The 14,419-nt window shown below is 42.2% G+C and carries 16 protein-coding genes and 2 rRNA genes; 6 read left to right on the forward strand and 12 right to left on the reverse strand.

Going from position 1 to position 14,419, the window contains the following annotated elements; translation table 11 throughout:
- Positions 1-156: 156 nt before the first annotated feature.
- Together F6X55_RS16750 and trmB are read right to left on the reverse strand one after the other, a co-directional pair.
- Positions 157-1,026: a YtnP family quorum-quenching lactonase gene (locus F6X55_RS16750; protein WP_153464843.1), complete on the reverse strand. Its 870-nt coding sequence runs from the start codon at positions 1,024-1,026 to the stop codon at positions 157-159.
- Between the two features lie 20 nt (positions 1,027-1,046).
- A complete protein-coding gene (gene trmB, locus F6X55_RS16755; protein WP_153464845.1) occupies positions 1,047-1,688 on the reverse strand; it encodes a tRNA (guanosine(46)-N7)-methyltransferase TrmB in 642 nt (213 codons plus the stop codon).
- A gap of 263 nt (positions 1,689-1,951) precedes the next feature.
- On the opposite strand from trmB, the gene F6X55_RS20115 reads away from it, so the two are divergent.
- From F6X55_RS20115 to F6X55_RS16775, 4 genes are all read left to right on the forward strand, one after another.
- Entirely contained in the window at positions 1,952-2,119 is a 168-nt protein-coding gene (locus F6X55_RS20115) for a hypothetical protein (protein ID WP_153464847.1), read from the forward strand.
- A gap of 286 nt (positions 2,120-2,405) precedes the next feature.
- Entirely contained in the window at positions 2,406-2,570 is a 165-nt protein-coding gene (locus F6X55_RS20270; RefSeq protein WP_153464849.1) for a hypothetical protein, read from the forward strand.
- Positions 2,571-2,573: 3 nt separating this feature from the next.
- Entirely contained in the window at positions 2,574-2,885 is a 312-nt protein-coding gene (locus F6X55_RS16770) for a transposase (protein ID WP_419866470.1), read from the forward strand.
- 217 nt (positions 2,886-3,102) lie between these two features.
- The gene (locus F6X55_RS16775; protein ID WP_026569656.1) at positions 3,103-3,390 is read left to right on the forward strand and encodes a YtzH-like family protein; all 288 of its coding nucleotides are present in this window, start codon (positions 3,103-3,105) and stop codon (positions 3,388-3,390) included.
- Here F6X55_RS16775 and F6X55_RS16780 read toward each other — a convergent pair.
- The 6 genes from F6X55_RS16780 to F6X55_RS16805 all read right to left on the reverse strand — a co-directional run bounded on the left by F6X55_RS16780 (position 3,380) and on the right by F6X55_RS16805 (position 9,338).
- On the reverse strand, positions 3,380-4,174 hold the full coding sequence (locus tag F6X55_RS16780) for a phosphotransferase (protein WP_371068792.1): 795 nt from the start codon (positions 4,172-4,174) through the stop codon (positions 3,380-3,382). The two genes, F6X55_RS16775 and F6X55_RS16780, sit on opposite strands and share 11 nt — an antisense overlap.
- Before the next feature lie 222 nt (positions 4,175-4,396).
- Positions 4,397-5,344: a diacylglycerol/lipid kinase family protein gene (locus F6X55_RS16785; protein ID WP_153464853.1), complete on the reverse strand. Its 948-nt coding sequence runs from the start codon at positions 5,342-5,344 to the stop codon at positions 4,397-4,399.
- A 275-nt stretch (positions 5,345-5,619) separates the two neighbouring features.
- Positions 5,620-6,537 (reverse strand): NERD domain-containing protein, encoded by a 918-nt coding sequence (locus F6X55_RS16790; protein WP_153464855.1) that lies wholly within the window; start codon positions 6,535-6,537, stop codon positions 5,620-5,622.
- A 9-nt stretch (positions 6,538-6,546) separates the two neighbouring features.
- A complete protein-coding gene (gene thpR / locus F6X55_RS16795) occupies positions 6,547-7,098 on the reverse strand; it encodes an RNA 2',3'-cyclic phosphodiesterase (protein WP_161993107.1) in 552 nt (183 codons plus the stop codon).
- A gap of 5 nt (positions 7,099-7,103) precedes the next feature.
- The gene (locus tag F6X55_RS16800; protein ID WP_026569651.1) at positions 7,104-8,282 is read right to left on the reverse strand and encodes an MFS transporter; all 1,179 of its coding nucleotides are present in this window, start codon (positions 8,280-8,282) and stop codon (positions 7,104-7,106) included.
- Between the two features lie 30 nt (positions 8,283-8,312).
- The gene (locus F6X55_RS16805; RefSeq protein WP_237648697.1) at positions 8,313-9,338 is read right to left on the reverse strand and encodes an ion channel; all 1,026 of its coding nucleotides are present in this window, start codon (positions 9,336-9,338) and stop codon (positions 8,313-8,315) included.
- A gap of 150 nt (positions 9,339-9,488) precedes the next feature.
- Between F6X55_RS16805 and F6X55_RS16810 the strand changes: the two genes are divergently transcribed.
- Positions 9,489-9,707 (forward strand): DeoR family transcriptional regulator, encoded by a 219-nt coding sequence (locus F6X55_RS16810; RefSeq protein WP_026569649.1) that lies wholly within the window; start codon positions 9,489-9,491, stop codon positions 9,705-9,707.
- Positions 9,708-9,747: 40 nt separating this feature from the next.
- On the opposite strand, the gene F6X55_RS16815 is transcribed toward F6X55_RS16810, so the two are convergent.
- Together F6X55_RS16815 and F6X55_RS16820 are read right to left on the reverse strand one after the other, a co-directional pair.
- Positions 9,748-10,476 (reverse strand): pseudouridine synthase, encoded by a 729-nt coding sequence (locus F6X55_RS16815; protein ID WP_153464859.1) that lies wholly within the window; start codon positions 10,474-10,476, stop codon positions 9,748-9,750.
- Between the two features lie 13 nt (positions 10,477-10,489).
- Positions 10,490-12,118 (reverse strand): putative polysaccharide biosynthesis protein, encoded by a 1,629-nt coding sequence (locus F6X55_RS16820; RefSeq protein ID WP_153464861.1) that lies wholly within the window; start codon positions 12,116-12,118, stop codon positions 10,490-10,492.
- Positions 12,119-12,399: 281 nt separating this feature from the next.
- On the opposite strand from F6X55_RS16820, the gene F6X55_RS16825 reads away from it, so the two are divergent.
- Positions 12,400-13,662, forward strand: coding sequence for a BaiN/RdsA family NAD(P)/FAD-dependent oxidoreductase (locus F6X55_RS16825; protein WP_153464870.1), 1,263 nt, complete (start codon positions 12,400-12,402; stop codon positions 13,660-13,662).
- 227 nt (positions 13,663-13,889) lie between these two features.
- Here F6X55_RS16825 and rrf read toward each other — a convergent pair.
- Both rrf and F6X55_RS16835 read right to left on the reverse strand, forming a co-directional pair.
- Positions 13,890-14,005, reverse strand: a 5S ribosomal RNA gene (rrf, locus tag F6X55_RS16830).
- A gap of 305 nt (positions 14,006-14,310) precedes the next feature.
- A 23S ribosomal RNA gene (locus F6X55_RS16835) occupies positions 14,311-14,419 on the reverse strand; the annotation flags it as partial.

Here is a 14,419-nt window from a genome sequence, read left to right on the forward strand (position 1 = left end):
CCGGAGATAGTCAATGAACCGAACGATAATTCGAATTCCTACGCATTCGAACTCGTTCGGTTTTTTTGTTATAGCAATCGACGAACTACTTGGCAAAGAATAAAGCCATAGACAAACACTCTATATTTCCCTCGTGTTAGTCCTATACCTAGCAGGTCAATTAAATGAAAGCCCTGGGTAAGGGTATCGTTCCCGCTCGACTTTGCCTTGCAGGTTACCATCCTCGTCAAATCTAAGTGCCCGGAAGTAAGCATCGTGATAAAAGGTGTACCATGCGTTATTCGCTATTCCATATTCCATCCATTTTTGTTTCTCATGAACAGAAGTTACCGGATAATCATCATAGGCAAGTGCCCAAAGCTTGTTTTGATGAGCATGGGTAGGCATTAAATCAGCCATATGGATGAATATGTCCTCTCCATCTTCAAATACTAGGATCGAATGGCCGTCACTGTGGCCCCCCGTATGGATCATCTCCAATCCGGGAACAATGCTTATATTCTGTTCGAAGCTGACAAACTGGTTTTCTATTGGCTTCCAATTGTCTGTCCAATAAGTATTTACCGAACGGATATTGGGATTTCTCATTTCCTCCCATTCCGTATGATTGACATATATCGGCACGTCAGGAATGACAGCTGTCAACGTGTCATCCTTCCACTTCGTCAAGCCGCAAGCGTGGTCAAAATGCAAGTGTGTCATTAAAACAGCATCTATATCGGAGACAGACAATCCCAACTCATGAAGCGAAGTTTCCAGCTTGGATTGTTCTGCAACGCCGAAGTTGCGAATTTGTTTGTCTGTCAATTTCCCATTGCCAATACCAGAGTCTATCAAGTAACGCTTGCCATCCAATTCGAGTAATAGTGGATCTGTTCTTAATTCAATTTGATTTTTTTCATTGCAAGGATACTTTTTACTCCATAACGCTTTCGGAACTACACCAAACATAGCTCCGCCATCCAAGTGATTGACTCCTCCGTTCAGCCATGTCAATGTTGCTCTCCCAACTGTCAACGACTCCATTTTTCTCTCACTCCCCTTTTTCACGAAGCAAAATATGCTTTACAGCGATAAATCGGCTGTCCTTTTCCAGAAAACTTTTCCTCGTATTCTGTCTGAACGTTGTCTGGATCATTATAATCATGCAAGTCCAATAAAACTTCATCCAGTATCATGCCGAACTTGGAAAAACTCACCAAAGAGTATTCAAATAATTTGCGGTTGTCCGTCTTTAAAACGATTTCTCCATCAGGTTTCAGAATTCCTTTATATTGTTGTAAAAAAGTGTGGTAAGTAAGCCTTCTTTTTTCATGTTTCGTTTTTGGCCAAGGATCTGAAAAGTTCAAATAAATCTTGTCCACCTCATTTTCCGCAAACAACTCACGTAAATCCTGGGCATTTACATTAAGTAATTTTGCATTCGCCACTTCCGCCTGCTTCACTTTCTCCACTGCGCTGACAACAATGCTTTTCGCCCTTTCAATTCCGATAAAATTTATGTCTGAATGCTGAGCAGCCATGCCGGCGATAAACTGACCCTTGCCAGTGCCGATTTCGATATGAAGCGGCTGGTCGTCGGGAAAAAGCGAATTCCAATTTCCTTTCTGCTCAAATGGATTATGAACCACAATATCTTCATTTTCTTTTAAATAATCATCTGCCCATGGTTTATGTCTTAAACGCAAAGTCGTAACCCCTCTCTATTTATACCGTATAAACCTTACCATTATTTCAACAAAAACGAAAGATTATCGCAAATTTTGCGTATATGTAAGGAAATCTAACCAATAAAGTCTATATATCATCGTTTAGGAGATAAATTTTACTGACGGACCCAGAGTAGGTTATATCCAACCTTACTCACTAAAACAGATGTTGGATTGGCAACGCTTTCAAGTATATGATATTAGACATGTGAGATTAATCGGACTAACAGGAGTGAATAAAATTGAAATTTTTTACCACGATGATTGAAACGATTGTGCTGGCTGTATTTTCCGTCATGTTTGCCGGATATGCACTATTTATTTACCCTTTCGAAAAATTGAACGAAAAAGCAAACCGGGAAGTAAAAGCCAAGCAAGTGAAATATTCCCCGCAGATTAACAAAGCCTGAACACTCGATTAACGGTTGATTGCTCTTTACCAGGATTGACAGATAAGTGCGGATCGGCGCTATCTTTTTACAATGATTTTCTTAAAAAGGCTTTGGATTATAGCTCTATGCACCATTATCCTTATGCTATTAAAAGGACAAGGCCGGGATAAAAGCTTAGCCATCAATGTAAAAACGGAACGAATTCGATTTGGATCAGAATTCGTTCCGTTTTTTTGTATTCCTTGATAATGGGCTCTATACTGAATGTGGTGGTATCCCCTGTCGTGATGAGTATTTCTGCATTGTGCAAAAAATACACTCATTGTTTGATCAACAACAGCTAAAAACAAGAAAGCTTCTTCCTCGGACAATAGCTATAGAAGAGGCAAAGGAGATCCAGGAGGAGAAAGGTTCCAAACCAAAGTGGTGGACGATGGACATGGAGGATAAAGAGATTATTGAAAAGTAGACAATTGAAAAGCACTTACGTTCCTGTGATACCAGCAAAGTGGAAATCTTCGTAATGGATCTATCGAAATCATTTAAGCAGGCAGTCCGCATGGTACTAGGAGATTCATTAATCATTGTCGACCGATTTCATTTTATGCGGCAGATTTATTGGGGATTGGATGAAGTTTGCCGGGAAGTTCAACGAGAGGTATATAAGAAGACACGTATTCACATGAAGCGAAGCAAGAAGCTGTTCAAGAGATTTAACAGTCATTCATGTATCCATTTCATAATGGGTATATCGGGTAAAAGTCTTAAAACGGGATTCCTTTAGAATCAAAGGCTTTGAACGATAAAATTTTATGGCAGCAAGCAGTTTAAAAGGCTCTATAGAACGAAATAGCGTAGCAGAGGAAACAAGCGAGCCAAAAAAACCGGGTGAATTCAATCAACGTTTGGAATTCGCCCGGTTTTGCTTTCGTTGCCCATGCTTGCGTTATGCATAATATAAAAAATATCGAGAAATAATAGCAGTAAAAGGGGGACTTGCAATGACCAAAAATGTCCAAAATCAGCTGGACTTGCTTTACGATATCTTAAGCGAGCATTCGGAGGAATGTTGCGGAAGTGTAGCCGAATGCCAGCAAATTCAACGTCTGGTGAAATCCATGATAGCAGAAGAGTCTGTGACTGACTCCGCTTTACAAGGACATCTGCCTGCCATTTATGATTACAGCAGACAAGGTGAACTCGTCCAGAATTTAGATGACCATATTGAAAGCAACCGGGAAAATCTGCAGCAATGGGTAAACGCCATCAACCCACCTACTATTGGTTGACACGCTTAAGCAAACGTTCAAGCTCCTGTAGGCGCTGATCGGCCTTTTTAGTTTCCCCTCGATCTTTGTGCCATAAAATGTAACTTACAGACTGTGCAATCAAATACCAGTACATTCGTTCTATCAACTGGTTGTCCCGTGCCGATCCATAACGGGATAACCAATCATCCCAATCATGTTCGGGTATGTACCAGTATAAAATCATCCCTATGTCCATAGCAGGATCCGCCACTTTGGCGTTATCCCAATCGATTAGATAAAGCTGGCCATCTCCAGACAGTAACCAATTATTATGGTTCATGTCGCAATGACAAACCACTTGCTTAAAATGTTGGACACGAGGAAGCATGGTTTCGAGATGTTTCATCGCTTTATGAATCTCGATTTGTGTAGCCGTTTCTTCATGGATCCGAATATTGGATTTGACATCATACAAAATATCTTCCGGCTTGATCGGACGCTTTCCGATCCGCATGAGCATGTCCAGCAATTCTGAAGAGTGATGGATTCTGCTTAATAACTTCGCAACCCGGGGGTGCTGCATTTCTTCAGGGGTCAATTCCCGGCTGTCCAGCCATTGCTGAGCCGTGATAACATCGCCATTTTCCATGCGTTTCGTCCAAACAAGTTTTGGTACGATTCCTTCTGCAGACAAGACTGCTAAAAACGGTGATGAGTTACGCTTCAGAAAGAGCCGTTTTCGTTCACTATGTGCATAATACGCTTCTCCTGAAGAACCGCCAGCAGGAGTTATCGTCCAATCATCGCCTAATATGTTATCCAACCACTTCACCTTCAATTCCTCAAATCCGTCTTGGTTTTTTCCATCCAGAAAGCATTGTTGTATATGTGCTGGTTTAATTGATAAAGCATTGTTCCAGCCAAGCATTATTTCCGATGTCATCCTTCCGCCGATTGCGTAAAGAAGCTCGTAAAATGCAAAGCTGAACAACAACCACACTAAATAGCAGACATATTTTAGATTAACTCATTTAATGGGTGAATTTCAAGAAGTTAATTTCGTAAAAGCACCAAATATTTTCCTGGTTTCGGTTTCCTTGCTGATCCGGCAGCTCTTACACTTGCCGACTTGTCCATCTGTCTGGAAATGAATGGGGATTTCTGAATCTATCGTCAAAGAGGATACCTGGAAATGGGAAACTTCCTTTAGTTTTATATGCTTTCCCCAATAGACACTCATAAATAAAAGTAACAGTTTCCATCGTGTGATGTTCTGCACCGTCAGTAAAGATAAGGAATCGGGCTGTATTTTAGCAGTGGGATTGATTTTCATGCCGCCTCCTAAATAAGGATGGTTCGAGACTGTCATCATCCAGACATTGTCCAACTGTTTTCTCTCTCCCTCTAAGTTCAAGGTTATCTGTAACGGTTTAAAATTCTTGATTACCGCAAACAATCCGAGCGGATAGCTCAGTTTTGAGAGTTTTAACAGAGAGAACCATTTCTTTGATTTTATTTGTTCGGCCGCTGCTGAAACTTCGGCTTCCAGACCAAATCCTATATTGTTCATGAAATGGCGGTAATACTTTTGTGTGCGATTATCAGTCAAATATACCCCTGGCCAATAAAGTTTGTGGCGTTTTTTTGAAACAATCGACCGGAAGATGGCTAGTGGATCGCGAACCATCCCCACTCCTCTGCCAAAGTCGTTTCCGCTCCCCGCCGGAATGAAACCAATGGGTATCCAATTAAAATGTTTGAGTCCATTGACCACCTCATGCAAGGTGCCATCCCCACCGATGACTACCACGCATTCGACTTGTTCTTTATGTATCTCGGCAACCTGCTGAGCCAGCTTTTCTGCGTGTCCCTTGTACTCCGTCCGGAATGTTCTACAATAACTTGACTGAAATAACGGATCTGTTTCCAGCTTCTTAAGTATCTTCAGTCCTCGCCCATTTGCTGATACCGTGTTTACAATAAATATATACATTACCTATCCCCTATTCGGTTTTCTGAAAATCAACGGACCCGTTCTTGTTTTTGTCCGGGTGGATTGATTCTTATAAATGCTCCATTTCAATAGGAACAATGATTCAACTTCTTGGATATTCTACTTCAAAGCTGCATAAATAATCAGTTATTGCATTCGGTGGATTTCAGTTTAAATGAGCAATCGCAATATAACAAAAACTAATCACACTGTCAGCAAACAAGCGGAAAGCAAACTATTCTATCGGAGAACAAACCACAGCCTGCTTATCCACATTATAGTGGCTGGGAGCCATCGTCCTCCTCCCACTCCCTCCGCCTGACTGCTACTGTTTGGCAATGGTTCAACAGCGCATCACAAACTATCAATTGCTTATGCTTCAGCGGAGAAACCTCTTGTCGATGTTGTTGCAGCCATTCATCGTACCGGTGCTTGTCTATAAATCTAGTACGATAAGGTTCTCTTTCAAAAAGCATCGAGTTGGTGCGGGAAAGCACAGTCTTTTGTATGGGAAAATCGATGTGGTGCAAATCCAAAATGCTTTTGATAATCTGTTCGGTCCTTCTCAAAGATAGCATCGGGCTAAGGATTCGTTCTTTGTTTCCTCGAATGGTGATTTCCCACATCCGCTCTTCGTTGACAAATATTGTGTCTGCTGAAGGGTTTTCCACTAGATTGATAATCTCTATGCCCTGAGGTTTTATAAGGACCACGTCGCCCTCCATCGTGCTATTTTTCAACGTGAAAACAGGTTCGTACATGAATAAGTAAGTATCTGGAAAACGCTGCAAGAAAAACTTCAATATGAGATCATGTAAAAAAGTTCTGTCCAAAAATGACATTTGACTTACAGTAGAAGAGGCCCACTTTAATTGAAAAGCGATCAGCCGATCGAGGAATTGGTGTTTCAAATCTTCTTTTGTAGATGGCAGCCCCGGTTTATCATTCTCCACGGGCCAAGCTTCTTCCTGCATGTTTTTCCTGGTAAACAAAGAACGCCACTTCGGCTTTGAAGTTTTCTCGGTATGCTGGATTCTTTCTACTTCCTGTTCATAAGAAAAACGTTCTTCTTCCCACTGGTTCAACGTTTTGTTCCATTTTTCCTTTTTCATCCTGCTAAACTGTCCCGGATAATGAAAAATATCCTTCTCATAACGTGAAATATAATTCTGTAATTTAACCAGTTGCGCCAATCGCTCACCTCATTTTAAGCTGACCATTTCAATCGCTTCATATTTTGGAGTTTGGGATGGATGAATTCGGTACAGATGAACCTGTTCTACTGTCAGGATTCCAAAATGGATTTCCTCTAATATAGGTTTTTTTACATTATCTGTTCCCGCCCATTTTTTCGCAAGCGTGATATGCGGACGGTATGGTCTGTTTTCCATCGACCATCCAAAAGTTTGGCAAAGTTCCTCAACCTGTTTTTGCAAAGCTGCCAGTGGGCTGGTTTTTTCCACACCAGCCCAGACAACTCTTGGCTTTTTAGGATTTCCAAAATGACCGATCCCTTTTACCTCAAGGGAGAAACAGTCGTTTTGTTTGATTTGCTGCAAACTGTCTTTTATTTCTTCAATAGTACTATCGGCTGTGGAGCCGAGAAATTTAAGGGTAATGTGCATGTCATGCGGATTCGTCCAACTTTTATACGCTAAATCTGGATAACTTCTTAGTCTGTCTTGCACAGTCTCCAGTTGTTGTTGTATTTTATCATCCACTGGAATTCCGATAAAATAGTGTGACACAGCCATCAACCTCATCCTCCTACGGTAAGCAGATCCTCGGTTTTGACCAGCCGCTGTATATAGACAAGCAATCCGAGTCCAAATAGTGTAATCAGCGAGAAAAAACCATACATAATGAAGATGGTTCCCGCGTCTATCATTATGCCACCAAGAAATGTAAAAAATGCATTTCCCACCCCATTGCCAACAGCAGAATAAACACCGACAGCGGTGGCCTGCAGGGCAGTCGGGGCAATATCCCTGATAAAAATCAACGCAGCCGGTACATAAAGGCCGACAGAAATACCTTGGACGATAGTCGTACCATAAACGACACTGGTAGGCGGCTCAAAGAAGTACAGTAGCCATCTTGCACTTGAAACACCGCCACTTATCAATAGCACATTCATAATACCCACTTTATTGATCACTGTCTGTGTAAAACGCATAAACGGCGCCTCGCTCCCGGCAGCCAACAAGAAAGCGACTCCTACACCTGCAAGTGTCCCGCCTGCAGTGAGCACAAAGGTACTGAAGTAGAAATTATTGGCTAATACGGGACCGAAGACTAAAAAGTTGGCCAGCAAAAATAAACTGAACTCTTTTTGCTTAAATAAGCTGGTAAGCCCTGTCCGAAAAGAAACTGTCACACCTTGTCCTCGTTTCGGAAAATCAAACAAGGTTAACAGAGCCAACAATATTGCCAACGAAAAGGCATAAAAAATCCAATTGATAGAATCTGTCATATCCGTCAAACGTCCGAGCAAGAACGCTGCTACAGCAAATCCGACAGATCCCATTAACCGGATGTTCCCATAATCTTTATTATGGGTTTGCACGTAATTCAGCGTCAAACTGTCTGATAACGGGATAATCGCACACTGGAATATAGCAATGATGATAATCCCGAAGACTAGCGGGTAATATCCATTCAACCACGGATATCCGAAACCGAGCAGACCTGCAGCAAGTCCCGAAATCAATAGCAATTTTCTTGGGTTTTTCGTGAAGTCACTGATTGCTCCCCAAATAGGCTGGAGAAATACAGTAACCAAAGGTATTGCTGAAACGATAACGCCAATCTGCGTATGATTCAATCCCTTTTCCTCTTCAAGGAAAACGGCGAGTAATGGAAATAAAGCACCATTAGAAAAAAAGGTGAAAAAATAGAATACTTGTAAAAAACGATATGTTTTTTCGTGTTGTACCATTCTATCCCCTCTCTATTATTTATTTTCTATTTAGTGTCTATTCCCAGAATACTTTTGTTGTATTCGTTCATATGTTTCTAAATCGCAGATCACATATAATTCTGCATCTTCAGGTAACTGTTCATCCAGCATCCGGTTGACACTCAAATTGGTATGATCTGCAATCAGAGTTGCTCCATCTTCCAGTAGTTCATTAAAAGCGTCACGAAATGTTTTCCAGTGCTTTTGCTTGGGCACATGGAACAAATCGTCCCCAAACGATCTGCGTAGAAGTTGATTATACACACTCGAAATACCTTTTCGAAACGCAGATCGGACAAACAAGGAAGAAATCGTCTCATGCGAAATGATAAACTCATCTACCTGGATGTGTTCAAAGTTCTTGATATGTGCTTCTTCCATGACTTCTACGATGGTATGCACATTCGGCGCGACAGCCTCAACGGCCGTGGCAATCAAAAGCGTTCTACCGTCACCAAGCTGCTTGTCTTGTACCCGTTCATCTGCAAAAATCAATACTGCCTCCGCCTCTGTTATGTTTGCTTTTTCCAGGACATCGCTTCCTGATACGTTCCCTCTTATGTAATGGATATTTTCCGCCAGCATCGGGGCCTTTTCCAAGTCATCCACGATTACTATTTCTACGTCTTTATTGGTTTCCCGCATTTCTTTAATAGCTGCCTTTGCTTTATGAGACCAGCCAATGATAATATAATGCCCTTTTTCATAAAACATGATATTACCCTCCTCACGGTTTTTTCTGAATTTTCCAAGTCCATCCAATACTTTGCCAATGACAACGCCGATAAGTCCGATGCCCAATATGTATAAAACCAAAGCTATCAACCTGCCGCCAAAAGTTGCAGGGGAGTAGTCCCCATATCCGACAGTGGTTACTGTGGTCATCGTCCACCAGAAACCATCAAATACAGTCGGAAAGGTTTCCGGTTCCACCACCACAATCAAGACAGAAGCAAGCAGAATCAACAACGCACTAGAAACAAACAGCATGGTATTGCTGATGGCAACGACTTTCAAGATTATTTTTCTAAGCAAACAATCGCCCCCTTTGTGAAAATATCGTGAATTATCAGTAAAATGGCCTGAAATTCTAGCGTTTTTACTTAAAAAGGTGTAAAATTATGATAACTTCAAAGGTTCACTTGCACCACAATTCTAATGACTTGAACGTTAAGGAGTGGTTTTTTGAATCAATCAACAACCCGGATGCTGACTCGGGTGAAGGCTGTTTATCTGTATATAAGAGAAAACGGGACAGTCTCCACAACCGAATTAGCTGAAGAATTTGGAATCACCGATCGTACTGTACAACGAGACCTTCATGTACTAGAGCACAATGGCCTGGTAGTGAGCCCAAATCGGGGAAGATGGAAAATCACTAGAAAGAAAGTCAAAATTTCGTGAAACATTGTTGATATATAAACAAATGGCTGACCTTTTATCGTCAGTCAATTTTTTTAATGTGCTCATTTTGTAAGTAAGCCAATTCTTGATCCGTAAGTTCCCGATATTCTCCTGTCTGCAAATCAGGATCAAGCATCAGGCTCCCCATCGAGAGCCGTTTCAAATAGGTGACCCGTTTTCCAACAGACTCGAACATGCGTTTAACCTGATGGTATTTGCCTTCAGTGATGGTTAGTTCGATTTCGGATAGCTCACCACGGGAGAGAATGTTTAGATTAGCCGGCTGTGTGACATAGTCATCATCCAAAGTCACCCCTTTTTGGAAAGCTTTTATATCCTCTTCTGTGACCCTCCCTTCGATGGTTGCATAATACGTTTTCCCTACATGTTTTTTAGGGGAGAGCAATTGATGGGCGAGCTTGCCGTCATTGGTGATCAGCAAAAGCCCTTCGGTATCTTTATCCAGCCTGCCTACTGGAAAAGGATTCAAAACAGCATCTTCCGGCTCCAATAAATCGACCACTGTCAAATCACGTTGGTCCTCTGTGGCAGATACGTAACCCGGCGGCTTATTCATCATTAAATAAACCACTTCTTTGTATTCCACTATTTCTCCGAATACGCTGATCACACTTTTTTCCGGATCTATATGAGTCTGAGGGGACTTTACCACTTTATCATCACAGCGGACATTCCCTTTTTTCAGTAGATCTTTTACTTCTTTTCTGCTTCCATACCCCATATTGGATAGCAGTTTGTCGATCCTCATCCTGTTTCCTCCTTTAATACTTTCGTTTCAAAAATTTATCAATTACCCGTACTCTACTCCCTAACACACGTTCCAGTAAAGTGGATTCATAACAAAGCCACAAATAGACCATTGCTCCGGCAATCACACCAAGAATCAGCACCAACACTCCCTCTGCCCGGCCATCCTGATAGGAAATAGAAAATCCCAGTACCCATTTAACCAGCCAGACGGTTGTTCCCATAATGGTTGTAAAGATCGCTATTAGTATGGAACGTTTGATAAATTGCTTAAACGGAAATGCCACTGCTTGTTTTACCCTCCATAGATTGAGAAGGACAGCAGTAACCACTGCCAGCATGGTGGCTATTACGGCGCCTTTTGCACCAAACGTATGGATGAACGGGAGGTTCAAAAAGACTTTGACCATTAATCCAGCAGTAAGACTGATTACGGCAAAGCGTTGTTGGTTGATCCCCTGCAATATCGACGAACTGACGGTGAAAAAACCAAAAGCGAGCGCTACCGGTGCATACCACCCTAACAATGAACCATTTAAATCGATTTCGAAGGTACCATAAAAAGACTGATATGCTTCATTAGAGAGGATAGACAATCCAACAATCGAAGGGAGGATCAGCAACATGATCGTTTGCAAGGATTGATTGATTTGCTGATACATGCGTTGCCGGTTCTTTTCCGTAAATGACTTCGTTATTGCAGGCAAGGCAGCCAAGGACATACCAGTCGCTAGTGTCACAGGTATAATCACCAGCTTATGCCCGTACAAGTTGATGTTCGACAAGGCGACATCGGCTATATCGCTTTGTCCGATTGCTGCCATCCCACGTTTGAATGTAACCGAATCGACAAATTGATAAAGCGGTGTTGCAATTCCTACCAATACAAATGGACCAGCGTAACGGAACAACTCTTTAAACAAGCTGCTCATCGGCAAATTATAGCTTTCCACTTGTTGTTGAACCTGCCTGTCCAAGTGACGCTTTCTTTTTCTCCAGAACATCCATAAAACAAGACAGGACGCAATCGCCCCTACAAAGGCTGCAAATGTGGCAAAACCAACTGCCAATCTGGTCGTTCCGCCAAACACATCGATTACTAAGTATACGGCCACCAACAAAAATATAATGCGCACGATTTGCTCTACTACTTGGGATACAGCCGTAGGACCCATTGATTCATACCCTTGGAAAAATCCCCTGACAATACTCATTGCCGGGATGACCAACAGGGCGAAACTCACCATCCGGATAACCATTGCCACATCTGCTGCCGCAATCCCTTCTGAATCATCAGGTATATAAATATTAGCCAATATTCCAGCGCCCAGGAACATGATCAAAAAAGCGATGAAACCAGTTATCGCCATTAGGCTGAATCCTGCTTTGAACATTTTCCTTCCAGTTTGATAATCGCCGAGCGAATTGTATTTCGACACGAATTTAGAAACGGCCAAAGGTACACCGACCGTCGATATGCTGATCAGGATGTTATATGGTATGTACGCATACTGGTATAACGCCCCTCCTTCAGCACCTACAATTTCATTAAATGGGATGACATATATCATCCCTAGAAATTTCGATATAAATGTGGCGGCAGTCAGAAGCATTGTGCCGCGTACTATATTATTAACAGCCATGATAATTCACCTGCATCTCCTTTATCTAACCAGTCTATTTTATCATATCGTTCGGTTTCTAACAGAATTTTGCGGTTTTATTTTGCATTCTATTATAATCTAGCGGTTTTCAGAATGAAGCTGCCTCCTTTGCAGTTACTGTTAATCCGGAAAACAGATCTGTCGGAAACCCAGCAACTTTTTGCGTACACTGACGACATGCTATGCTATAGTAGGGAAAGACTATATAAGGAATCCTACCCTATATACCCAGACAGATAACAGGAAGGAATGAAGTGATTTTGACTTACCAAGTAGTCGTGATCGGTGGAGGGCCGTCTGGATTGATGGCTGCAATCGCTGCTGCCGAAAACGGTGCACGCACGCTTTTGATCGATAAAGGAAATAAACTAGGAAAAAAGCTAGCCATTTCAGGAGGCGGTCGATGCAATGTCACAAACCGGTTGCCACAAGAAGAAGTAATCAAACATATTCCAGGGAACGGCCGTTTTTTATACAGTGCTTTTTCCGTTTTTGACAATTATGATATCATTGATTTTTTTGAAGACCTCGGCGTCAAATTGAAAGAAGAAGACCATGGCCGCATGTTCCCTGTCAGCAATTCCGCTAAAAGTGTTGTAAATGCCTTACTCAACCGGCTGGCGGAGTTGGACGTTACCATCAGGACGAACACTCCGGTGGAAGCAATTGATTACGGCGAAGACCATCACACCATCATCCTTAAAAACAAGGAAAAAATCACAGCTGGTGCTGTCATCGTAGCAGTTGGAGGAAAAGCCGTTCCCCATACCGGAAGTACTGGGGACGGTTATGCATGGGCAAAGAAAGCCGGACACACAATTACCGATATCTATCCTACAGAGGTGCCCCTTCTTTCTTCTGAGAAGTTTATCAAGGAGAAAAAGCTGCAAGGTCTCGCATTACGCGATGTAGATTTATCTGTGTTGAATGATAAAAACAAACCGATCATCACCCACCGGATGGACATGCTGTTTACGCATTTCGGTGTCTCCGGTCCTGCGGTTTTGAGATGTTCGCAATTTGTAGTGAAGGAATTAAAAAAAGGAAACAAGGAAGTAACATTGGAAATTGATTCTTTACCTGATCAATCTTTTCAAATTTTGCTGGATGATTATAATAAACACTTGGAGGAGAATCCGAAAAAGACTGTGAAAAATGTTAGCAAAGGACTGGTTCCTGAACGTTTTCTTGATTATTTACTTCAAAAGAATGGCATTTCTTTAGAAGATCGTGCAGCAAATATTTCCCGGGAAAAGTTTTCCCGCTTTATAAGTGATCTTAAGCAATTCCGATTTAGCGTAAACGGCTCCCAGCCTATTGAGAAGGCGTTTGTTACAGGCGGAGGGGTCTCCACTAAAGAGGTGATACCTAATACCCTGCAGTCTAAGTTCATGCATGGTCTTTATTTCAGCGGTGAAATTCTGGATATACATGGTTACACAGGCGGCTACAATATTACGTCTGCTATGGTAACAGGAAGAGTAGCCGGAATGAATGCAGCATGGGAAGCCTTGGCCAAGTAATGCCTCCTCTTCTGTCCGTCTTGATCTAGCAGAGATCAGGAATAGCTAAAGGATGGTGGAATCCCAAAATGAATCCCAAAATGCAGGGGCAAAACATTGGTTTTCCTCCTCCTTTTAAAGGTATTTGCGTATTACAGTGGATAGACAACTTAAGAGAAATCAAATTGTGATAGAAACAAAGAAAACACCCATTAATGAGGATGACCTCATTAATGGGTGTTTGGTTTGCCTGGCGGCGTCCTACTCTCGCAGGGGCAAAGCCCCAACTACCATGGGCGCTGGAGAGCTTAACTGCTGTGTTCGGCATGGGAACAGGTGTGGCCTCTCCGCTATTGCCACCAGGCCTGCAGGATTCAGGTCGTTCTGTGTTGTTCACAGGACACGTGAACGGGCTTAACAGAACTTCCTTGGTGATTATTTAAGAAAAGTGTACCTTCAAAACTAGATAAGAAGGAAGACAATCAACGAATTTCACACGTTTGAATCTCGCTCTGCGGACCGGAGTCCGCGACGCTTTTTGTTTTAATCCAGCTCTGCGGGCTAGATGCTCGCGTCATAAGTCATTCCCCTACAAGCCCATAAAGCAGGGCTTTTCGGTGACTGGCTTATGCGTGTCGCATCTGACCAAGCCCGCGACGCTTTTTGTTTTAAGTTAAGTCCTCGATCGATTAGTATCCGTCAGCTGCACGTGTCACCACGCTTCCACCTCGGACCTATCAACCTCATCGTCTCTGAGGGATCTTACACATTTAAAATG

The organism is Sediminibacillus terrae, assembly GCF_009602435.1.
GTDB lineage: Bacteria > Bacillota > Bacilli > Bacillales > Amphibacillaceae > Sediminibacillus > Sediminibacillus terrae.

Coding starts and splice junctions, on each gene's coding strand:
- F6X55_RS16750 (WP_153464843.1), bottom strand. CDS start 1,026: ATGGAGTCGTTGACAGTTGGGAGAGCAACATTGACATGGCTGAACGGA.
- F6X55_RS16775 (WP_026569656.1), top strand. CDS start 3,103: ATGACCAAAAATGTCCAAAATCAGCTGGACTTGCTTTACGATATCTTA.
- F6X55_RS16785 (WP_153464853.1), bottom strand. CDS start 5,344: ATGTATATATTTATTGTAAACACGGTATCAGCAAATGGGCGAGGACTG.
- thpR (WP_161993107.1), bottom strand. CDS start 7,098: ATGGCTGTGTCACACTATTTTATCGGAATTCCAGTGGATGATAAAATA.
- F6X55_RS16800 (WP_026569651.1), bottom strand. CDS start 8,282: ATGGTACAACACGAAAAAACATATCGTTTTTTACAAGTATTCTATTTT.
- F6X55_RS16815 (WP_153464859.1), bottom strand. CDS start 10,476: ATGAGGATCGACAAACTGCTATCCAATATGGGGTATGGAAGCAGAAAA.
- F6X55_RS16820 (WP_153464861.1), bottom strand. CDS start 12,118: ATGGCTGTTAATAATATAGTACGCGGCACAATGCTTCTGACTGCCGCC.